This window comes from Psychrobacter sp. NPDC077938, from assembly GCF_044542635.1.
GTDB lineage: Bacteria > Pseudomonadota > Gammaproteobacteria > Pseudomonadales > Moraxellaceae > Psychrobacter.
The window spans coordinates 432,989-452,879 of sequence record NZ_JBITUW010000003.1 but is presented as its reverse complement, the minus strand read 5'-3'; the positions used below and the strand labels follow the sequence as shown (position 1 = coordinate 452,879).

The window sequence follows — 19,891 nt, the reverse complement described above, 5'->3', positions numbered from 1 at the left end:
ATGACAGATGAATACAGTAATTAAAGAAAGCCAAGTAACGCAATCCTCATTAATGAAACATAAGTCTAAAGAATCATTCACCTCTACGGCAGGAAACTTAACCGACATGCAGCAGTCTTTTAGAGATGCGATGAGCAAGTTGGCTGCTGCCGTGAACATTATTACCACTGAGGGTCCAGCAGGGCGAGCAGGATTTACAGCCTCAGCGGTGTGCAGTGTCACTGACGAACCGCCAACCCTATTAGTGTGTCTAAACCGAAGCGCTTCTGTGTACAAGTTTTTTAAAGAAAATATGGTGCTATGCGTCAACACACTTGGTCTTGAACATAAAGATTTAAGCGGTGTGTTCGGTGGTAAAAAGGCGCTGGAAGAAAGATTTGAGCAAGGCAACTGGTCCACGCTGTCAACCGGATCGCCTGTATTAGAGGACGCCAGCATCTCTTTTGATTGCAAAATCAAACTCATCAGCTCGGTGGGGACCCACGATATTCTTATTTGTGAAGTATTGGATATCAAACACAAGCCTGATTGTGAAAGTCTCATCTATTTCAATCGAGACTACCATCAATTGAGTAAGTGCAAAAACTAAGTATCACACCTCTACTTTTTTTAAGGATATTCAAAATGGATAAATGGTTTGTGAAATGGCGTCCCTACACCGGGAACCTAGAAACGACACCGGTAGGTATCAATGAATACTTACCAATGGGTAAAAGTGTGGTATTAGGCGCACAGCACTCATTTGCAATGTTCGGTGCGACAATCTTAGCTCCCTTACTGATGGGCTTTGATCCTAGCTTAACCATGCTGATTACTGGTATAGGTACGATACTTTTCTTTCTGATTACTGGTGGTCACGTACCAAGTTATTTGGGTTCTAGCTTCGCATTTATCGGTGCGGTCGCAGCAGTAACAGGGTATAGCGGCACTGGTATCAATCCAAATATTGGTATTGCGCTGGGAGGTACCGTTGTCTGCGGGGTTTTATACGCATTGATGGGTCTGCTGGTGATGAAAACAGGGACAGAGTGGATTGAGAACTTGATGCCACCTGTGGTCACTGGGTCCATTGTCATGATTATTGGGTTGAACTTAGCGCCTGTCACCATACAAAGCGTCATCGGCAGTAGCTTTGACTCTTGGATGGCATTGGTCACCGTATTATGTATTTGTTCAGTCGCCGTATTTACCAAAGGCATGGTCAGACGCCTGTTACTGTTAATCGGGCTAGTCGCCGCATATTTTATTTATTTCCTATTAACGAATGTCTTGGGCATGGGCACGCCTATTGATTTTAGTCCAATTGCAAATGCTGCTTGGTTCGGTATTCCAACCCTTTATTCTCCTGTCTTTGAGACCAGTGCCATATTAGTCATTGCACCCGTCTTTATCATCTTGATCGCTGAAAACCTTGGGCATTTCAAAGCAGTAGAAGCCATGACTGGCAAAAGTATCTCACCTTATATGGGTAGAGCATTCTTCGCTGACGGCCTTTGTACCACGCTTTCAGCCTCGGTAGGCGGTACTGGTATGACGACTTATGCAGAAAACATCGGCGTGATGGCCGCGACCAAAATTTACTCTACCGTCGTTTTTGTCATAGCAGGTGTCTTTGCAATCTTATTGGGTTTATCCCCTAAGTTTGGCACGTTGGTCAGTACTATTCCTGTACCTATTTTGACTGGTGCCTCAATCGTTGTCTTCGGTTTAATTACCATCGCTGGTGCACGCATTTGGATGAATGCAAAAATTGATTTCAGTAAGAATGGCAATATGTTGGTAGCCGCCGTCCCAGTAATCTTAGGTACTGGCAACTATTCACTAAACATTGCAGGCTTTGATTTAGGCGGTATCGGTACTGCTACTTTTTTAGCCATTCTTATGAACCTCGTTTTCAATTTTAAAAACAAACAAAAAGAGGTGAGCGTGACCACTGAGAGAGAAATCGCTACATCAGAGCCGCTCTTAAAACTCAATCCATAAATTTAAATCCCTACTTGATATTACCTTAAGGAATCGTGTCATGAATACAGAACCACGCAGCGTACAACAATTGATCAATGGCGAATTTACCGAGTCAACTACCACAGAATGGATTGATATCACCAATCCAGCCACGCAAGAAGTTATCGCTAAGGTACCACAGTCAACACCTGCGGAAATCGAACAAGCCATAAAAACGGCATCTGAGGCCTTTCAGAGTTGGCGTATCACACCAATCAGCAAAAGAGCGCGTGTGTTTCTAAAGTATCAACAATTGATACGTGAAAATATGGATGAGCTGGCAGCGCTACTGACTGAAGAACAAGGTAAGACACTGGCAGATGCTAGAGGTGATGTATTTAGAGGTCTTGAGGTCGTAGAACACGCATCAGGTATCGGCAACTTGCAACAAGGGGGCTACATTGAAAATGTCGCCAGTAGTGTTGATATGTATACCGTTCAGCAGCCAATAGGTGTCTGTGCAGGTATCACCCCCTTTAATTTCCCTGCCATGATTCCTCTATGGATGTTTCCAATGGCCATCGCTACAGGCAACACATTCATCCTAAAACCTTCTGAGCAAAACCCAATCGTTACCATGAGATTGGTCGAGTTGGCGCTTGAAGCAGGTATACCAAAAGGGGTATTGAATGTGGTTCATGGTGGTAAAGACACGGTGGATGCACTGTGCGATCACCCTGACATAAAAGCGATATCTTTTGTAGGTTCAACAGCAGTGGGCAAGCATGTGTATGACCGTGCAGGTCAGGCTGGAAAACGTGTGCAATGTATGATGGGTGCGAAAAACCATGCCGTTATCATGCCTGATGCCAATAAAGAACAAAGTCTGAATCAGTTAGCAGGCGCAGCATTTGGTGCAGCAGGTCAGCGATGCATGGCACTGTCTGTCGTGGTATTGGTTGGAGAGTCTAAACAGTGGGTTGATGAAATTGTAGAAAAATCAGCACAGCTAGTAGTGTCTGCTGGCAAGGATGACAAAGACTTAGGTCCGCTAATATCTAAGCAAGCCAAAGCCCGTGTCGAGCGCTTAATCCAAGCGGGAATTGATGAAGGGGCGCATCTAAGACTAGATGGTCGTGGTTGTCAGGTAGCAGGTTATGAAGAGGGTAACTTTGTTGGTCCGACCATTTTAGACAATGTAACCACTGATATGAGCTGCTATACCGAAGAAATTTTTGGCCCTGTCCTATGCATTATGTATGCCGACACGCTTGAGGAAGCCATTAAGATTATCAATACCAATCCAAATGGTAATGGCACTGCAATTTTCACCCAGTCTGGCGCCCATGCACACAAGTTCCAACAAGATATCGATGTTGGACAAGTCGGTATCAATTTACCAATTCCAGTACCGCTACCGATGTTTTCGTTTACAGGGTCTAGAGCCAGTAAGCTCGGTGATTTGGGTCCTTATGGTAAGCAAGCGGTGCAGTTTTATACGCAGACCAAAACCGTGATATCACGCTGGTTTGATGAAGATGCTAGTGAAGGCGTAAATACCACTATCTCTATGAAGTAGCTGCACGGCCATATCAAACGTAGGACGTTATGTAGAGCGCGTGATTAATTGACAACAGGCTCTACATAACAACATACAAAAGCAAATATAAATGCAAATGGTGGATTTTATGAATATCAATACAATACCAGAAATCATTGAAGATATTAAAGCAGGCAAGATGGTCATAATCATGGATGATGAGGATAGAGAAAACGAAGGTGACCTCATTATGGCAGCCACTTCAGCCAAACCTGATGATATCAATTTTATGATTACCCATGCCAGAGGTTTAGTTTGTTTGACCTTGACCTCCGAGCGTTGCAAAAAATTAAAACTACCTCTCATGTGCAAAGACAACCAAGCACCTTACAGTACTAATTTCACCGTTTCCATTGATGCAGCAAAAGGCGTAAGTACCGGAATATCAACGGCAGACAGAGCTCAGACTATCAGAACTGCCGTGTCTCAAGACGTCACCTTTGATGACGTCGTAACCCCAGGTCATATTTTTCCATTAGTGGCTAAAGAAGGCGGTGTTTTAGAGCGGGCTGGGCATACCGAAGCAGGTTGCGATTTAACGAAGCTGGCTGGCTTGGAGCCTGCTGCAGTTATTGTAGAGATTATCAATCAAGATGGTGAAATGGCTCGTAGAAATGATCTGATGAAATTTGCTGATACTCATAACCTAAAGGTCGGCACCATAGACGCGTTAATTAAATATATTGAATCTCAAGAGGCTGTTGAAAGTAAGGGTGAAAGAGAAGTCGAAAATTTCGAAGAAACCGTAGCGTATGAATATGATGAAAGCGATGAGCGTACCGTTGAATTGATTTAGTAAATTCAATTTAACTTAACTTGATTTTATAAGCTATTAGATACTTTTACCGCAATTTGAATTTTACTGAAATTGGATGAAACCCTATGTTAGTTAAAAAATATCCTTGTAAGAACGACACGTCAGAAACGGTCGTATTTAGTTCAGGTTTAGGCGGGCATGCTGATTTTTGGTTACCTCAAATTGAGTGTTTTACCGAGCATTACAATGTGATTTGCTATGAACAAGAGGGGGTATCACCTGATAGTGACTTCTTACCTGATAACTATTCCATGCAAGATTTAGCGGATCAATTAATCGAAATTTTAAAACAAGAAGGGCTGTCTAATTGTCATTTTGTCGGTCACGCACTTGGCGGATTTATCGGTATGGAAGTCGCTTATAAAGCGCCAGAATTGTTAGATAAATTGGTCATCTTAAATGGTTGGGAAAGCCTCGATCCTCACACTATTAAATGTTTTCGTATGCGAACCAGTTTGCTACAAGATACAGGGGTAGAGGCATTTGTACGTGCGCAAGCGATATTTTTATACCCTCCGATATGGATCTCAGACAACATAGATATACTCACACAAAAAGAAGATAAAGCAATTGCTAACTTTGCTCCCGTTAAAAACGTCTTAACGAGACTAAAAGCCTTGCAGGCTTATCAACCCTTAATAAATGCTAAGCATATCAAAAACAAAACGTTGGTTTTAAGCAATCTTGATGATGTGTTGGTGCCATGGCAACGTGGTCTGGCTTTAGCCGATAATATGCAAAATGCTCAATTTGAGTTAATGCTGACGGGTGGACATGGCAGTACAATCACAGAGACCTGCTCAACCAATAGCAAAATCCTTCAATTCTTATCCAAAAATTAATATAAATTAGGACGTACTATGACTGATTCCCTATCGTTATCCTCAGAAGGTCTAGATCAGCTGTTTGGCAAGGCCAGATCCTTTAACGCTTGGCAAAAAAAAGACGTGCCAGATGCACTACTTGAAGAGATCTATCACTTAGTTAAAATGGCGCCTACCTCGGCCAATTGTTCACCGGCGCGGTTTGTATTTCTCAAATCTGATGACGCTAAAGCGGAATTAGAGCCAGCATTGTCATCAGGTAATATCGAAAAAACAATGACAGCACCTGTCACAGTGATTGTTGCTTATGATGAAGAGTTTTATGAGCAACTTCCCAAATTATTCCCACATACGGATGCCCGATCATGGTTTAACTCTAGCCCTGAACTCATAACAGAAACGGCGTTTAGAAACAGTTCTATGCAAGCAGCTTATCTGATTTTGGCTTGTAGAGCCTTGGGTTTAGACACGGGCCCAATGTCTGGATTCAATAATGAACTGGTAGATAAAACCTTTCTTAAAGATAGCAAATGGACTTCAAATCTACTGATTAATATAGGTTATGGTCAAGAAGATCAATTGTACAGCCGTCTGCCAAGATTAGATTTTGATGAGGCTTGTCAGATTTTATAAAAACAAGCGATTCATCCATGTGAAAGGGTAGCTGCTTTCGACTGGGTTATTAAGTGAACCATAATGATGCCTAATAACTATTTTTGATTACAGCGCTCTGAAACTTAGGGTCTTCCACTACAGCTCTTTTATTGCAGGCATAAAAACAGCCCCAACCTTGAGATTGGGGCTTTCTACATTTGGGAAGTATAAGCAGACTCAGTGCTGATGGTAAATGTGACTATTTTAATGAATCAACAACATTGATATCACTAGATCACAGTCCAAATAGGGCGTTGCATTCTTAGACTGTACTGAACATATTTCTTTGGATAAGGTCACACTACAAACTCGAAAGCAAAACACTTGTTTCACTATTCAAAATACCATCAATTTCTCTGACTTGACGCAGCACTTCATCAAATTCCCTCAAGCTTGTGGTATGTATCTCTCCTACCAAGTCCCATGCACCATTGGTTGTATGTAGCTTAATCAATTGAGGGATACCCCGTAGTTTCCTAATCACTTGTGAAGTAGATTTTCCTGTTACTTCAATCATCATCATCGCTTTAACTGTTTCTTTATCTAGTGCCTCATGCACTCGAATCGTAAATCCTAAAATAGCACCGTTGTGAATCAGTCTATCCAATCTGTTTTGGACAGTGGCACGAGAGACTTTGAGTTTTTTAGCAAGGTTGGAGATGGTTGCTCGACCATCTTGTCGAAGTTCAGATATCAGTTCGCTATCTAAAGAGTCATAAGTGTAATACGCCATAAAAATGCTTCCTTCATTAGATTTTGACATTATGCTAAGTAGCACCTAACAATGTGTCAAAAAAATGTCCATATTTGGTAAATTATTAACATTTTAACTGACAATTATAATTGGTAGCATATTAATTGTCGGTTAAACAAATAATATTCAAGGAATGGAGTAAAACTAATGTCTAAATTTATCGTATCACAGAAGCAGGGTGTGCCATTTGTTAGCGTACAGGCGATGGCTGAAATCATTAGTAATTATGGTATAGAACAGACCATAAAAGAATTGGTAGATGCTTTAGAACAAGATTTTTCTCGTTGGGATAGTTTTGAAAAATCCAGTCGTTTTGCTTCTCATTCCAAAGACGGTGTCATAGAGTTGATGCCTGTCAGCGATGGTGAAATGTTTGCGTGCAAATATGTCAATGGCCATCCGATCAACACCAAGCGCGATTTGCAGACGGTAGCCGCTTTTGGCTTATTGTCTGATGTCGATACAGGCTATCCGATTTTATTAACAGAAATGTGTATTTTAACGGCCTTACGCACGGCAGCGACTTCAGCACTGGTTGCCAAACATTGTGCGCCTAAAAACGCCCAGACTTTAGCGCTCATCGGTAATGGTGCTCAGGGTGAGTTCCAAGCAATGGGTATGAAGGCAGTCGTAGGTATCTCAAAAGTGCGTTTATATGATGTCGACCCAGCCGCATCTGAAAAAGTAGCGCATAACCTTGCCGATTCAGGTCTAGAGATTACTATTTGCAAAACGGTAGAAGAGGCGGTTGAAGGTGCAGATATCATCACTACCTGTACCGCAGATAAGAAAAACGCCATCATTCTTCGTGATGATATGGTCAAAAAAGGCGTTTATATCAACGCCATTGGCGGTGACTGTCCTGGTAAAACCGAGCTAGATGCCAACATTTTGTTAAGAGCCGATCATGTCATTGTAGAGTTTGAACCACAAACCCGTATTGAAGGCGATATTCAACAGCTCTCTCAAGATTTCCCTGTGACAGAGTTTCACCGCATCGTCAACGGTGAAAAAGAAGTACGCACCAACGAAAATAACTTGGTTGTATTTGATGGTGTTGGTTTTGCCTCAGAAGACTTTACGGCTTTGGTATTTTTGCGTGATTTGATTAAAAAACAGGATGCATATGAGCTGCTTGACTTGATTCCTCAGCAACAAGACCCTAAAAACCTCTATTCTGTCGTAAAAGCTCATAGCAAAGATCGTAGCCTGGAGACGGATGAAGCGATGGCCGCATCATAAGTAATTTGAATATAGAAAAATAGGAGTTCAATGCTAGATGTGGACTCAAATGATGAAAAAATTGTTTTATTTAATAGAGACAAAATAATGAATGATTTAATGAAAAACGTGCGAATAGTAGAAGTTTATTCAGACGTCGCAGGGCATAAAAAAGGCGCGTCACTAGGAATCGATGCATTGCGCGCGTCATCAAAAGAGATGAATGCAGACTACTATGAAAAATTGCAACTTGATAGTATAAAAAATGAATACATACATGAAGAAGAGTCGCCATTTAAGCATGCAAAATACGCTGATGTAATTGAACCTGTTATTTCTAAATTGGCTCATAAAATCAAAGATATAAGAAATGAGAATCAATTTCCGATTGTTATTGCAGGTGATCATTCTAGCTGTGCAGGCACCATGCACGGTCTAAAAATGGCACATCCTGATGCTGAAATCGGCGTGGTTTATATAGACGCACACGCCGATTTTCACTCACCATATACTAGCGGATCAGGAAATATGCATGGCATGCCTTTGGCGATGGCTTGTGCCATTGATAATTTGGAATGTCAGCGTAACGAGCTTTCTGAAAAAGAAAAAGAGTATTGGGAAAAGTTGAAGTTTATGGCATCGAACGAGCCATCAATTAAGCCAGAAAATGTGGTGTTTTGTGCGGTTAGAGATTATCAAGAAGAAGAGATGGATCTAATCAGAAGACATAAAATCCCTTTATACAGCGTGGCTGAGATAACCCAAAAAGGCATCAGTTCTACCGTAGAGGAAATCTTCAAAAAACTAGAATATTGCGACCATATTTATGTCTCGTTTGATGTTGATAGTGTCGACCCTTTATATGTGCCAGGCACCGGTACACCTGCAATGAATGGCCTGTCATACGAGCAAGCGATGCAACTTAACATAGAGTTAATTAAGAACAAGAAAGTATGCTGCTGGGAAATGGCAGAGATAAATCCTTTGTATAACAACTCAAAAGATGACTCGACCAGAATATTTAAGATCTTAGAAAAAGTGACCCACACACTTTTGAGCAATTACTAGGATTAAATATTCAAAATGAGTAACAGAATCTAACCTAAAGGGGTTTGTTAAAACCTTCTTTAGGTTGGTTAAAAAGGGACTGCGAGTAAAAATAATATGGACATTATTAAAGCCAGCGCTGCAAGTCGAGATGTTAGCGGTATCAATATCAGACAATTTTTGAAGTTCTTTATCCCATCTATCATAGGTTTGATGCTTTTCGTATTTCCAATTCCTTATGTTGACGGTAAGTTTGTCACCTATGCAGAAGGATTTACCATTCCTATATCTGTATTGAAGGATTATATACAGGGTTATATCGGTGATCTTTTGCCGTTATTGGTTGTCACCTCAATCATGATTACCTTGTGTTGCACCTTATATACTAAAATCATGAAACCTGCATTTATTCTGAAGAATGCGTTTCTAAATAATTTATTAAACGTTACAACGCCTTGGCTGATTATTAGGATGCTTGGTGCGTTCTTTGTTGTCGTGACCTATTTTAAATTTGGGTTTGAGGCAATATATTCAGACAATATTGGCGGTTTAATATTATATGAGTTAATGCCAATACTTTTTATCGTCTTTTTCTTGGCTGGATTGCTGCTACCGTTATTGCTTGATTTTGGCTTATTAGAATTTTTTGGGGTTCTACTAAGCAAAGTGATGAGACCTTTGTTTGGCTTACCAGGTAGGTCATCTGTAGATTGTTTAACGTCATGGTTGGGCGATGGCACTATCGGTGTGTTATTAACCGATAAACAATTGGAAGGTGGGTTCTATACCAAAAAAGAAGCGGCAATTATCGCTACAAGCTTTTCAGCAGTGTCGATTACATTCTGTTTGGTTGTCATCTCTCAGGTTAAGCTTGAGAGCTACTTTATCAATATGATTGGGGTCGTTGCTTTATGCGGGATTGTTTGTGCGCTAATAGTCCCAAGATTATTACCTTTATCTAGAATTGAAGATACTTATACTATCGAAAACAGTGATAGAGATCATGAAACCATTCCCGAAGGGAAAACGTTATTCACCCACAGTCTACATAAAGCCGTTCAAAAAGCAGATAAGAGTCCAAGTTTTCTTACTTTCTTAAAAGATGGTCTAAAAAATATTTTGGATATGTGGATTGGAATATTGCCTGTCGTTATGGCAATCGGCACGATGGGTTTAATCGTTGCAGAAGAAACACCTATATTTGATTATTTAGGTATGCCTTTTATTCCATTCTTAGAGTTATTGAACATACCTTTTGCCGCAGAAATGTCAAAAACGATCATGGTAGGTTTTGCCGATATGTTCTTGCCGGCTATTATCGGTTCTTCAATAGAGTCAGAGTTAACGCGATTTGTCATCGCTTGCTTGTCAGTGTCTCAATTGATCTATATGTCAGAAGTCGGCGGATTGATTTTAGGGACAAAAATTCCAGTAAGCTTTTTTCAATTATTAGTCATTTTTCTCTTGAGAACCATTATCTCATTACCAATCATTGCGGTATGTGCTCATATGATTTTTTAAATAGAACTCACTAAAAGTCGGCTACACCACATCTGAACAATAAAATCAGCAAAAAACCACCTTAATAGGTGGTTTTTTGCTATCAGTATCAAGCATAGTTGAATTCACATAATTTCGATATAAGGAAACCGAGTTCAAGCGATATATTATTTCTTGCAACCATACAAAAATAGATATACGATTCATATACGTTTCGTATATTAAGGTGTTTTTATGGGAATTGTGAAAATTGATGATGAACTGCATGAAGATATTCGTAAAGCAAGTGCCGTCATGGTGCGCTCCATCAACGCTCAAGCTGAATATTGGATGAAGATAGGCATGCTCGCTGAAGCCAACCCAAATATGTCTTACAACCAGATTATCAATGAGCAAATGAGACAAGCTGATGTCAATGTAAGGAACCTTATAGATGGATAAGGTCATACTTAAAAATGCAGCGGAATTGGAAATCATGCGCGAGTCTGGGCGACTTCTAGCCTCTGTCTTTGATTATCTCGATGAGCAAATTACAGTCGGTACTTCTACGATGGACATCAATAACCTTGCTGAGCACTATATTGTCAATCAGTTAGGTGCACGTCCAGCCAGTAAAGGTCAGTATGGTTATCAGTATGCATTAAACACTTCAGTGAATAACGTGGTCTGTCATGGCATTCCTTCAGATCAGCAAATACTTAAATCAGGTGATATTGTGAATGTGGATATTACCCTAGAACAAGGTGGTTTTATCGCTGATTCTAGCAAAATGTATTTGATAGGTGAGGTGGCACCACTTGCAAAACGCTTGGTTGATCAGACCTATGAAGCCATGTGGGAAGGAATACGAGTGGTGAAACCTGGAGCAACGCTAGGTGATGTTGGTCATGCCATCCAAAGTTACGCTGAGCAGCAGGGCTATTCTGTAGTGCGAGAGTATTGCGGCCACGGTATTGGACGCGAAATGCATGAGGGACCGCAAGTGCTACATTACGGACATCAAGGAAAAGGTCTAGTCCTAAAAGAAGGTATGACATTTACCATTGAACCGATGGTCAATCAAGGTAAAGCCAAAGTTAAGGTCAAAAAAGATGGCTGGACCGTAATCACCAATGATAAAAAGCTATCTGCGCAATGGGAGCATACAATTGCGGTTACTTCTGACGGCTATGAAGTTCTTACTCTGCGAAACGATGAAATACTTTAAGCGATTTAACATTTGAACGGCTATTTGGTAAGGCGTTTCTATAATTCAGAAGCGCCTTTTTTTAGGATTTTATGTGACCGTTATTTAGCCAGTTATGTCTGAGAAGAAAGTGACTGATATCAAATGCAAAAGCCTCTGCTACGACACCAATCAGTAGCAGGCGACTATTTAACACATATAAAGATACTTATAGAGCTGCTTTGGTCGCGCCAGCCGCCCGTTCAATTAATAAATCCACGGGAGCATCAGGACTTAGTGTACCAAAGGCTAGCCCATGCTCATTCCCAATCCTAGAACGACAGAACGCCTGAGCGATCTCCGTATGTTCAGTCTGTAGTAGTATCGAAGCCTGTAGCATCAGTGCTAGGCGCTCAATCACATAGCGACTACGGAACTCTAAGGTTTGCGTATCCTCAAATCGCTCTATCAGCAGGTGTAATTCTGCATCATAATCAGCATTTTTTCCTGCTGCCTGCTGCAGTTCCTTAAATAAAGCTCGCTGAGTTTCTGGTTCTTTTTTTAAGGCACGCAGCACATCTAGACACTGCACGTTGCCACTGCCTTCCCAGATTGAGTTTAGCGGCGCTTGCCTGTACAGACGCGGCATAATAGTCTCTTCGACATAGCCATTACCGCCCAAACACTCTTGTGCCTCATTGATAAGAACGGGAGCGCGTTTGCATATCCAGTATTTCCCAATTGCTGTCGCGATACGAGCGAGAGCCGCTTCATGAGGGTCTGTTTTTATCCTATCAACAGCGCGTGCAATACGCATTGTTAGGGCCAAAGCCGCTTCTGACTCTAAGGCTAAGTCTGCCAGCACATTACGCATAATAGGTTGGTTGACTAATAATTTACCAAATGCTTCGCGTTGACTGGTGTGATGAATCGCTTGAACGATCGCTTGACGCATTTGAGCTGAGGAGCCAATCATACAATCAAGTCGGGTTAGGGCGACCATCTCAATAATGGTAGGAATACCGCGACCTTCAGTGCCTACTAGCTCACCGAATGCGCCTTGAAACTCCACCTCTGAGGAGGCGTTTGCCCAATCTCCTAATTTGTCTTTTAAGCGTTGAACTTGTACGGCATTGCGTGTCCCATCAGGCCGAAAGCGTGGTACTAAAAAACAACTAGGTCCACTGTCAGATTGGGCCAAGACGAGATGAGCATCACACATTGGCGCTGAGAAAAACCATTTATGCCCAATGATTTCATAAGAGCCATCTTCTTGTCGTATGGCCCTAGTTGTATTGCGACGTAAGTCGGATCCACCTTGTTTTTCTGTCATGCCCATGCCCATCGTACAGCCTAGCTTTTCTTCCATGGGCAAGCTGCGCGGATCATAGTGTTCAGATAATAGCTTGGGCAGCCATTTTTCAGCCAGCACTGGCGAATGACGTAGGGCAAGGATAGCGGCATAGCTCATAGACATGGGACAACCAAAGCCAGCCTCAGGCTGTGAGCCCAGATACATAACTGCCGCCCGAGCCACGTGAGCACTATCACGCTCTTCATTGCGCCAAGCAAAATTGCTCATGCCGTATTCCATTCCTGCACGCATCAGATCATGGTAAGCCGGATGAAACTCTACTTCATCTATACGCCGACCATAGCTATCAAAGTTGCGCAATTTAGGCTTGTTTTCATTAGCTAAGAATCCGCTGCTGATCAGCTCTCCACCAGTCAGTGCGCCAAACTCTTTTAAGTGACTTGCTGCCCAAGCAGCACCCTCTCGTGCGACCGCTTCTTTGAGCGCTGTATCTGTTTCCCATGCATTATAATTGGCTAAGGCAAAAGGTTGATTCTGCACCTCATGGGTCTTAAATTGATTTACAATTGACATGATGATTGTCTTCCCTGATTTTGAATGTCATTTACTAAGTTACAGTAGTTCAGTAACTTACACGATCAGTATTACATATAAAAAATAATTTCGTCAATAGGTGTAATATGAACAAACCAACGCCTCGTTTATTGCTTTTACGCTTACTTATGGTGGCAGAGGCAAATACCCTTAGTGCTTCCGAAGCGGTGCTGGCAGGCTCTATCTTTGGTATGACAGAAAATAGTATACGTGTGACGTTGGCTCGTTTGATCCAAGCGGATCTTGCTGAGTCGATTGGTCCTGCCACCTACAAACTCGGACCGAAAGCTCAAAAATTGGGCGCCGATGTGGCCTTATGGCAAACAGCAGATAAAAGAACGATAAAATCCGATGGTTCATGGATAGCGGTAGCGACCGGTGGATTACCTCGCAGTGATCGTAAAGCGCTACGTGCTCGTGATCGCGCTTTGTCATTATTGGGGTTTCGTGAACTTGATAAGGGGCTTTATCTGCGTCCCAATAATTTATTAGGCGGTATTGATGTCGTCCGTCAGCGTCTATTGGACTTGGGATTAGAAGAGGAAGCCGCGGTTTTTAAAGCCAATGATTTTGATGAGGTTAGGCAGAAAAAAGCACGAGCACTTTGGTCAGACATGCATCTTGAAAAGCATTACAAAGAGAAGTCGCAGCAGCTCACCGACTGGTTACATGGTTTGGACGACTTACCGTCCCATGTGGCGCTGCGAGAAATATTCATGCTTGGAGATGCAGGTATCCGCAGTGTTGTTTTTGACCCTCTGCTTCCTGCTCCCTTAGTAGATGAGGAAGCAAGGCAAAAGTATTTTGAGACGGTACGGCATATTAATGATGAGGGTAGGCGTTTATGGTTCGCATTTTTTGAAGAGGCTAAATCGTTAGAATCCGTTTAACCAAGTCATTAGAATATGCTTAAAGAGAATCAAGTGAAATGGTGGCATAGTAATTATCAGACAGCAGAGGCGCTATCTATAGCGATGAACAAGCATTAATTATTTGCACCTATTCAGATAATATTTACTATGAGCCATATGGCGAATTTTCATGACAAGAATGATCAGCAAGCGCATTTAATATGCCACATGACTTCGCTGGTGCGCTACCAACGCATTTCTGCCGCAAAACACTTAAGTGTTTTTTTAACTGCTTTAGCTCTTCTATACGTGTTTCTACAGCACGGATATGTTCATCCAATAAGGTATCGACATCAGCGCAATCTCTGCTAGGCTTTTCCCAGTACTTAAGTAAAGTCCGTACTTCATCCAATGTCATATCGAGTGTACGACAGTGCAGAACGAACTGTAGACGCTCGATATGACTTTCGCGATATAAGCGATAATTCCCTTCACTACGCGCAGGCTCTGGTAATAACTTTTCTTTTTCATAATAGCGAATGGTCTCTACTGTAGCGCCTGTACGCTTAGCAAGCTCTCCGATCTTTATTAGCATAGTTACCTCACAGTTCTCTTGAAGTTATTTCAAAGTCATTTCAAAATTGAAAACATTAAAGTAACTATAAGGTTTAACCCTAAGGAAATCAAGTTTATACAATTGCATATAAACGGCCTTGACTCTGAAGCCACTAGAGGGTTCACAATAGCGTTATCAAATGAGTTCTTATAATGAGGCAGTTTATTATGCAATATCGTATTGAAGGTATGGACTGTGCCAGTTGCGTCAGAAAAATCGAAACTGCATTAGCACGTATGCCCGGTGTTTCTGACATACAGCTTAATTTTGCGACTGAAAAGTTAGAGCTATCGCTTGCCCCTGATTCAGATACTCAGTGCAGCGATATTGAAAAGACCATCAAGCGTCTGGGTTTTGGTATATCTGCCACTACTGATCAAGCAATCGCAGCAGACAGCATTAGTGATAATCTATTAGATACACAGCAACAGCGTTGGTGGCAAACCAGAAAAGGTAAGCAAGTGGTTGGTCTCGGCGTCTTGATGAGCGTCGCCTACGCGTTGGCACTAGTTTTTCCTGATTATGGCATGTGGGCATTTGCTATTGCCGTCATTGTGGGTGTTTTCCCCTTTGCCCGAAAGTCTATGTCCCTAGCAATGACAGGCACCCCGTTTTCGATTGAAATGTTGATGTCTATCGCGGCAATTGGAGCTCTTATCATTGGTGAAGCTGAAGAGGCAGCGGCGGTTGTCTTTTTGTTCTCCGTCGGTGAATTGTTAGAAGGTGTGGCGGCTGATCGTGCCCGTGCTGGCATCAGAGCATTGGCATCATTGGTTCCAAAGACTGCGATTTTACTTGATGCACAAGGCGGACAATGTGACGTTTCGGCAGCTTCGTTGCAGGTCGATGATCTGGTATTGGTACGTCCTGGCGATAAAGTATCTGCTGATGGTGTCATTGTTCAAGGTAGCTCTAGTCTTGATGACTCACCTGTTACTGGCGAATCAATTCCCGTTGCCAAGGCGATAGGTGATACGGTATTTGCAGGATCAATCAATATGGAAGGAGCGCTGCAAGTCCGCGTACAAAAGACCGCGGCCGACAACACCATTGCGCGCATTATTACTCTAGTAGAGCAAGCGCAAGCCTCTAAAGCCCCTACTGCCCGCTTTATTGAAAAATTCAGTCGTTATTATACCCCAGCGGTGATGGCGATTGCCGCACTGGTTATTATTGTTCCACCGCTAACGATGGGAGGTGAATGGTCGACTTGGCTATATCGTGGTTTTGCACTATTGCTAATCGCCTGTCCTTGCGCGCTTGTACTATCTACTCCAGCTGCCATCGCGTCAGGGTTAGCTGTCGGTACACGCCACGGCTTACTTATCAAAGGGGGCAGCGCTTTAGAAACCATGGGTCACGTAAATGTCGTGGCTTTTGATAAGACAGGTACGTTGACTGAAGGTAAGCCACAGGTGACCGATGTGATAGCCTTTACACAGAAGCAATCAGTACAAGAGTATCCAGAATCTGAAGGTCAAAATGAAATACTAGCGCTGTTTGCCAGTGTCGAGTCTGCTTCTAGTCATCCACTGGCAAAAGCGATCATTGATCATGCCAAAGCCGCTAATATCTCTATACCGATAGCTTCAAATGCCTATGCTACTGCGGGAAAAGCAGTACATGCAACGGTAACTGGGCGTCCTCTAGCCATTGGATCACCAGTCTATGCAACTGAGAAAAGCTTGCTATCAATTGACCAAAAGGCAGACATTGAAGCACTACAAAACGAGGGTAAGACGGTCTCAGTTTTGTTCGATGAGCAGAGCTGCGAAGTGCTTGGGTTGGTTGCGCTACGAGACGAATTGCGAGAGGATGCTCAGGCAGGAGTGGCACAGCTCAAAGCGATGGGTGTGCGCTCTGTGATGCTTACAGGTGACAACCGTCTGACCGCTCAGGCACTTGCTAGTCATTTAGAGATAGAATGGGAAGCTGAACTCTTACCTGAAGACAAACTACGTTTGCTCAATGAGATGAAAGATAATAGCAAGATAGCGATGATTGGTGATGGTATTAACGATGCGCCAGCATTAGCAACAGCAGACGTAGGTATTGCTATGGGTGGCGGTACGGATGTCGCCATCGAGACAGCCGATATCGCGTTATTAAAAAGTCGCGTCACGGACGTCGCTCATCTCATTGCCTTATCGCGCGCAACCATGTCCAACATTCATCAAAATGTGATTTTTGCTCTAGGACTAAAGGCTGTGTTTCTAATCACTACTTTACTAGGTATTACCGGACTATGGATTGCTGTGATAGCGGACACTGGTGCAACGGTACTAGTGACTCTCAATGCTTTACGCTTGCTAAGGTTCAAAGGAGCTCAACCACTAACAACTTTGTCCAAAGCAAAGTAAGTATGAAGTTCTTGTTAAAATGGCGGTTTGATTCTCTATTCTAATGACTAAGAGTGGCATCATTAAGATTTTGGTTTAAAAGGTTTTGAGAACTGTAAGATTAAAAAACCAACTATTGATAATATAATAGCAATCTCATAGCGACCATACGCCACCGATAATACTGCAATAATTTTCGAATAAAAATAAATTATTATTGCTAACTCTCATCTAACGGAGCTTTTATGACGTCTAAATTATTTATTAGTGGCTCAATTATGCTAGCCCTCGCTACGCTTTCTGGACTGATGGAAAGCTTGTTTTACGGTGGCATTGGTTCTGATGGCGTGCTTCAAGAAAGCTTGTTTTTACCTCTGACTTTTATTTTTTTAGCCTTAGCAATAATCCTTTATTGCTTATCACTAATCATACAGGTAAAAACAAGAGTGATAGGTACTCAAATGAAATAAACACTTACTCCACAACCACATTCACTGTTCCCAAGAGAGCAATTATAATAAATGTATTTGATGCAAAAAACCTAATTCGCAAGATGCGTGTATATTAAAACACTAAAATACTCTTTTGACACAGTCTAACCAGAGGTATCTAAAGAGTTCATCAAAGCAGTCACCACTAAATTGTTTACATTTTTGAGTGAAAAGACCACCTCATCATAGTCTGAAGGTAGCTCTGCAATGGGTACCTTCACAAAACCACCTTTTCTGATCGCGCTTTCGCTCCATGCAAATCCCACACCTAAGTTTTGGTAAACCGCATCGTAAACACTTTCTTGGGTGTTTACGATATACGTAGGGGTTATCTCTAAATTAATTTTTGCTAGTGCCTCATTTATAAGTTTTTGAGTGGTGGAGCCGTGCGTGCGGAATATAATGGTTTCGGTCGCTAATTCAGTTAAGCTTATAGATTCTCTTGATGCAAAAGGATGGTTCGGTGAGCACAAAGCAACAAGCCTTTGGGTCGCACATTTCTTAAATTGAAACTTATCACCTTTGGGAACATTTGCAAGAATACCAACATCTACCTGACCGTTAACCACTCTACTAAACGTTTCATGGAAATTACCAAAATAGATTTCAGTCTGTAGCTTGGGATAGCGCTTACTAAACTGTTTAATAATTTCAGTGCCCGGCAGCGGGCTGCATAGACCTACCTTCAATATAGCTGATTCAAAAACTTTACTTCTTTGAATCAGCTGATCTAGTTCGTCTTCAACTGCTTGCACTTTACTCGCTAATGTTCCAAGCTCTAAGCAGTAATCTGTTGGCACAAAGTGCCTGCCACGCTGCATAAATAGCTTAAACCCAAGATTGTTTTCAAGCGTAGATAATGCTTGGCTAATGGCAGATTGAGACACACCCAAACGTTTAGCCGCCTGCGTGTAATTACCTTCCTCAAGCACAGAGTTTAAGATGTTTAGCTGATTATAGGTGTAAGGTTTCTTCGTCATATGACCCCCGTCTTTCATATAGGCTTCAGTTGCAGAGATTGTCAGGCTTATCTCCGGGAAGTACGAGAAGTTATACACGATAAATAAGACTGAATGATTAAATGTATAAGCTAACCTTATATTTGACGCCAAACTGTCATATTCATCTTCTATATTAGTTACGTGTAAACGATTAAAGCATTGAACAATTTACCTAAATGTATTTGCTTGAGCTATCACTCACTGCTAATACCAAAATATAAGTTTGGGCTTGAATTATGTTAGAACTAAGAAATGTGACTAAGAAGTATGATGGCAAAGTTATTTTTGAGGATATCTCCCTAAAAGTGAATAAGGGTGAGATTGTTTCAATATTGGGCCCATCTGGCTGTGGGAAAACCACGTTGCTACATATTATTTTAGGTCTAACCGATATTAGTTCTGGTCGACTTGCCTATGATAAGGAAGACATCACACGTGTGCCTATGAAGTACAGAGGTTTCAATATTGTATTCCAAGACTATGCGTTGTTTCCTAACTTGAATGTAAAGCAGAATATTGAATATGGGCTACGTAACAGACCTAACGTCAGCACACAAGCGGAGGTTGATGAGCTAATTGACCTTTTGGAGATTAAGCCGCATTTGAACAAGCGAATCAGCCAGCTCTCTGGTGGGCAGAAGCAGCGTGTTGCATTAGCACGTACTTTAGTGATGAAGCCTAAAATTTTATTATTAGATGAGCCTTTATCTGCTTTAGATGGAGTTATTAAAGAGACGATTAAGGCACGTATTCGCGAGATTGCAGAGCGTTATGAGTTAACTACTTTGATTGTGACACATGATCCTGAAGAAGCAATGACACTCTCTGATCGCATTTTGTTGTTATCAGACGGCAAAGTAGCTCAATATGCTAAACCATCAGAAATCATCAAAAACCCTGCCAATGATTTTGTTAAGAGCTTTATCTTAAATCAGCTAAATATCAAACGCCGTAATATCTTGAGCCTATTTGAAGCGGACAATGCGCCAGCTGATCCATTAGAAAAATACACTCAAATGAGACCTGCACTAAACAGTAGCTCAGTCACTGAAGATATCAATTCCATAATCCAGCGCACAGCTACTAAATCAATTAAAGACACCTCCAAAGGTTAATCGCACTAGGCCAACGCTGGTCTCTCAAAACTTACTTATTTCG

Annotated in this window: 18 protein-coding genes and 1 pseudogene; 15 read left to right on the top strand and 4 right to left on the bottom strand. The window is 41.8% G+C overall.

Annotated elements, in window-relative coordinates; all coding sequences use genetic code 11:
- Positions 1 to 7: 7 nt before the first annotated feature.
- From rutF to ACIGBM_RS07835, 6 genes and pseudogenes are all read left to right on the top strand, one after another.
- On the top strand, positions 8 to 589 hold the full coding sequence (gene rutF / locus ACIGBM_RS07860; protein ID WP_191114002.1) for an NADH-dependent FMN reductase RutF: 582 nt from the start codon (positions 8 to 10) through the stop codon (positions 587 to 589).
- Positions 590 to 624: 35 nt separating this feature from the next.
- Positions 625 to 1,983, top strand: coding sequence for a solute carrier family 23 protein (locus ACIGBM_RS07855; protein ID WP_397477335.1), 1,359 nt, complete (start codon positions 625 to 627; stop codon positions 1,981 to 1,983).
- Positions 1,984 to 2,023: 40 nt separating this feature from the next.
- Entirely contained in the window at positions 2,024 to 3,523 is a 1,500-nt protein-coding gene (locus ACIGBM_RS07850; protein ID WP_397477334.1) for a CoA-acylating methylmalonate-semialdehyde dehydrogenase, read from the top strand.
- A gap of 109 nt (positions 3,524 to 3,632) precedes the next feature.
- Positions 3,633 to 4,226, top strand: a pseudogene (gene ribB / locus ACIGBM_RS07845) (3,4-dihydroxy-2-butanone-4-phosphate synthase); the annotation flags it as partial.
- A gap of 200 nt (positions 4,227 to 4,426) precedes the next feature.
- Positions 4,427 to 5,203, top strand: coding sequence for a pyrimidine utilization protein D (rutD, locus tag ACIGBM_RS07840; RefSeq protein ID WP_397477333.1), 777 nt, complete (start codon positions 4,427 to 4,429; stop codon positions 5,201 to 5,203).
- Between the two features lie 18 nt (positions 5,204 to 5,221).
- Positions 5,222 to 5,818 carry a malonic semialdehyde reductase gene (locus ACIGBM_RS07835; protein ID WP_341609708.1) on the top strand — a complete coding sequence of 199 codons (597 nt, stop codon included), beginning with the start codon at positions 5,222 to 5,224 and terminating at the stop codon, positions 5,816 to 5,818.
- A gap of 322 nt (positions 5,819 to 6,140) precedes the next feature.
- Here ACIGBM_RS07835 and ACIGBM_RS07830 read toward each other — a convergent pair whose 3' ends face one another.
- The gene (locus tag ACIGBM_RS07830) at positions 6,141 to 6,572 is read right to left on the bottom strand and encodes an Lrp/AsnC family transcriptional regulator (protein WP_057761040.1); all 432 of its coding nucleotides are present in this window, start codon (positions 6,570 to 6,572) and stop codon (positions 6,141 to 6,143) included.
- 168 nt (positions 6,573 to 6,740) lie between these two features.
- Between ACIGBM_RS07830 and ACIGBM_RS07825 the strand changes: the two genes are divergently transcribed.
- From ACIGBM_RS07825 to map, 5 genes are all read left to right on the top strand, one after another.
- Entirely contained in the window at positions 6,741 to 7,835 is a 1,095-nt protein-coding gene (locus ACIGBM_RS07825; RefSeq protein WP_397477332.1) for an ornithine cyclodeaminase, read from the top strand.
- A gap of 30 nt (positions 7,836 to 7,865) precedes the next feature.
- Complete coding sequence (locus ACIGBM_RS07820) at positions 7,866 to 8,882, top strand: arginase (protein WP_397477331.1); 1,017 nt, start codon at positions 7,866 to 7,868, stop codon at positions 8,880 to 8,882.
- 96 nt (positions 8,883 to 8,978) lie between these two features.
- Complete coding sequence (locus ACIGBM_RS07815; RefSeq protein WP_397477330.1) at positions 8,979 to 10,382, top strand: YjiH family protein; 1,404 nt, start codon at positions 8,979 to 8,981, stop codon at positions 10,380 to 10,382.
- A 213-nt stretch (positions 10,383 to 10,595) separates the two neighbouring features.
- Positions 10,596 to 10,802: a ParD-like family protein gene (locus tag ACIGBM_RS07810; protein ID WP_057761037.1), complete on the top strand. Its 207-nt coding sequence runs from the start codon at positions 10,596 to 10,598 to the stop codon at positions 10,800 to 10,802.
- Positions 10,795 to 11,568, top strand: a complete 774-nt coding sequence (map, locus tag ACIGBM_RS07805) for a type I methionyl aminopeptidase (RefSeq protein ID WP_397477329.1) — start codon at positions 10,795 to 10,797, stop codon at positions 11,566 to 11,568. The genes ACIGBM_RS07810 and map overlap by 8 nt, the downstream gene beginning before the upstream one ends.
- Positions 11,569 to 11,755: 187 nt before the next feature.
- On the opposite strand, the gene ACIGBM_RS07800 is transcribed toward map, so the two are convergent.
- Positions 11,756 to 13,414: an isovaleryl-CoA dehydrogenase gene (locus ACIGBM_RS07800; protein WP_397477328.1), complete on the bottom strand. Its 1,659-nt coding sequence runs from the start codon at positions 13,412 to 13,414 to the stop codon at positions 11,756 to 11,758.
- 107 nt (positions 13,415 to 13,521) lie between these two features.
- On the opposite strand from ACIGBM_RS07800, the gene ACIGBM_RS07795 reads away from it, so the two are divergent.
- Positions 13,522 to 14,325, top strand: coding sequence for a PaaX family transcriptional regulator (locus ACIGBM_RS07795; RefSeq protein WP_397477327.1), 804 nt, complete (start codon positions 13,522 to 13,524; stop codon positions 14,323 to 14,325).
- 127 nt (positions 14,326 to 14,452) lie between these two features.
- On the opposite strand, the gene cadR is transcribed toward ACIGBM_RS07795, so the two are convergent.
- A complete protein-coding gene (cadR, locus tag ACIGBM_RS07790) occupies positions 14,453 to 14,881 on the bottom strand; it encodes a Cd(II)/Pb(II)-responsive transcriptional regulator (protein ID WP_397477326.1) in 429 nt (142 codons plus the stop codon).
- Positions 14,882 to 15,069: 188 nt separating this feature from the next.
- Here cadR and ACIGBM_RS07785 point away from each other — a divergent pair, with 188 nt between their 5' ends.
- Entirely contained in the window at positions 15,070 to 17,262 is a 2,193-nt protein-coding gene (locus ACIGBM_RS07785; protein WP_397477325.1) for a heavy metal translocating P-type ATPase, read from the top strand.
- 224 nt (positions 17,263 to 17,486) lie between these two features.
- Positions 17,487 to 17,711 carry a hypothetical protein gene (locus ACIGBM_RS07780; protein WP_397477324.1) on the top strand — a complete coding sequence of 75 codons (225 nt, stop codon included), beginning with the start codon at positions 17,487 to 17,489 and terminating at the stop codon, positions 17,709 to 17,711.
- A 125-nt stretch (positions 17,712 to 17,836) separates the two neighbouring features.
- Here ACIGBM_RS07780 and ACIGBM_RS07775 read toward each other — a convergent pair whose 3' ends face one another.
- On the bottom strand, positions 17,837 to 18,712 hold the full coding sequence (locus tag ACIGBM_RS07775) for a LysR family transcriptional regulator (RefSeq protein ID WP_397477323.1): 876 nt from the start codon (positions 18,710 to 18,712) through the stop codon (positions 17,837 to 17,839).
- Positions 18,713 to 18,969: 257 nt separating this feature from the next.
- Between ACIGBM_RS07775 and ACIGBM_RS07770 the strand changes: the two genes are divergently transcribed.
- Positions 18,970 to 19,848, top strand: a complete 879-nt coding sequence (locus tag ACIGBM_RS07770; RefSeq protein WP_397477322.1) for an ABC transporter ATP-binding protein — start codon at positions 18,970 to 18,972, stop codon at positions 19,846 to 19,848.
- The last annotated feature ends 43 nt before the right edge of the window (positions 19,849 to 19,891 follow it).

Excerpts from the sequence above, each read along its gene's own strand:
- ACIGBM_RS07770 (WP_397477322.1), top strand. The coding sequence starts at position 18,970 with ATGTTAGAACTAAGAAATGTGACTAAGAAGTATGATGGCAAAGTTATT.
- ACIGBM_RS07815 (WP_397477330.1), top strand. The coding sequence starts at position 8,979 with ATGGACATTATTAAAGCCAGCGCTGCAAGTCGAGATGTTAGCGGTATC.
- ACIGBM_RS07795 (WP_397477327.1), top strand. The coding sequence starts at position 13,522 with ATGAACAAACCAACGCCTCGTTTATTGCTTTTACGCTTACTTATGGTG.
- ACIGBM_RS07825 (WP_397477332.1), top strand. The coding sequence starts at position 6,741 with ATGTCTAAATTTATCGTATCACAGAAGCAGGGTGTGCCATTTGTTAGC.
- ACIGBM_RS07810 (WP_057761037.1), top strand. The coding sequence starts at position 10,596 with ATGGGAATTGTGAAAATTGATGATGAACTGCATGAAGATATTCGTAAA.
- ACIGBM_RS07785 (WP_397477325.1), top strand. The coding sequence starts at position 15,070 with ATGCAATATCGTATTGAAGGTATGGACTGTGCCAGTTGCGTCAGAAAA.
- ACIGBM_RS07855 (WP_397477335.1), top strand. The coding sequence starts at position 625 with ATGGATAAATGGTTTGTGAAATGGCGTCCCTACACCGGGAACCTAGAA.
- rutD (WP_397477333.1), top strand. The coding sequence starts at position 4,427 with ATGTTAGTTAAAAAATATCCTTGTAAGAACGACACGTCAGAAACGGTC.
- ACIGBM_RS07820 (WP_397477331.1), top strand. The coding sequence starts at position 7,866 with ATGCTAGATGTGGACTCAAATGATGAAAAAATTGTTTTATTTAATAGA.
- ACIGBM_RS07800 (WP_397477328.1), bottom strand. The coding sequence starts at position 13,414 with ATGTCAATTGTAAATCAATTTAAGACCCATGAGGTGCAGAATCAACCT.
- ACIGBM_RS07835 (WP_341609708.1), top strand. The coding sequence starts at position 5,222 with ATGACTGATTCCCTATCGTTATCCTCAGAAGGTCTAGATCAGCTGTTT.
- ACIGBM_RS07775 (WP_397477323.1), bottom strand. The coding sequence starts at position 18,712 with ATGACGAAGAAACCTTACACCTATAATCAGCTAAACATCTTAAACTCT.
- map (WP_397477329.1), top strand. The coding sequence starts at position 10,795 with ATGGATAAGGTCATACTTAAAAATGCAGCGGAATTGGAAATCATGCGC.
- ACIGBM_RS07850 (WP_397477334.1), top strand. The coding sequence starts at position 2,024 with ATGAATACAGAACCACGCAGCGTACAACAATTGATCAATGGCGAATTT.
- ACIGBM_RS07780 (WP_397477324.1), top strand. The coding sequence starts at position 17,487 with ATGACGTCTAAATTATTTATTAGTGGCTCAATTATGCTAGCCCTCGCT.
- ACIGBM_RS07830 (WP_057761040.1), bottom strand. The coding sequence starts at position 6,572 with ATGGCGTATTACACTTATGACTCTTTAGATAGCGAACTGATATCTGAA.
- rutF (WP_191114002.1), top strand. The coding sequence starts at position 8 with ATGAATACAGTAATTAAAGAAAGCCAAGTAACGCAATCCTCATTAATG.
- cadR (WP_397477326.1), bottom strand. The coding sequence starts at position 14,881 with ATGCTAATAAAGATCGGAGAGCTTGCTAAGCGTACAGGCGCTACAGTA.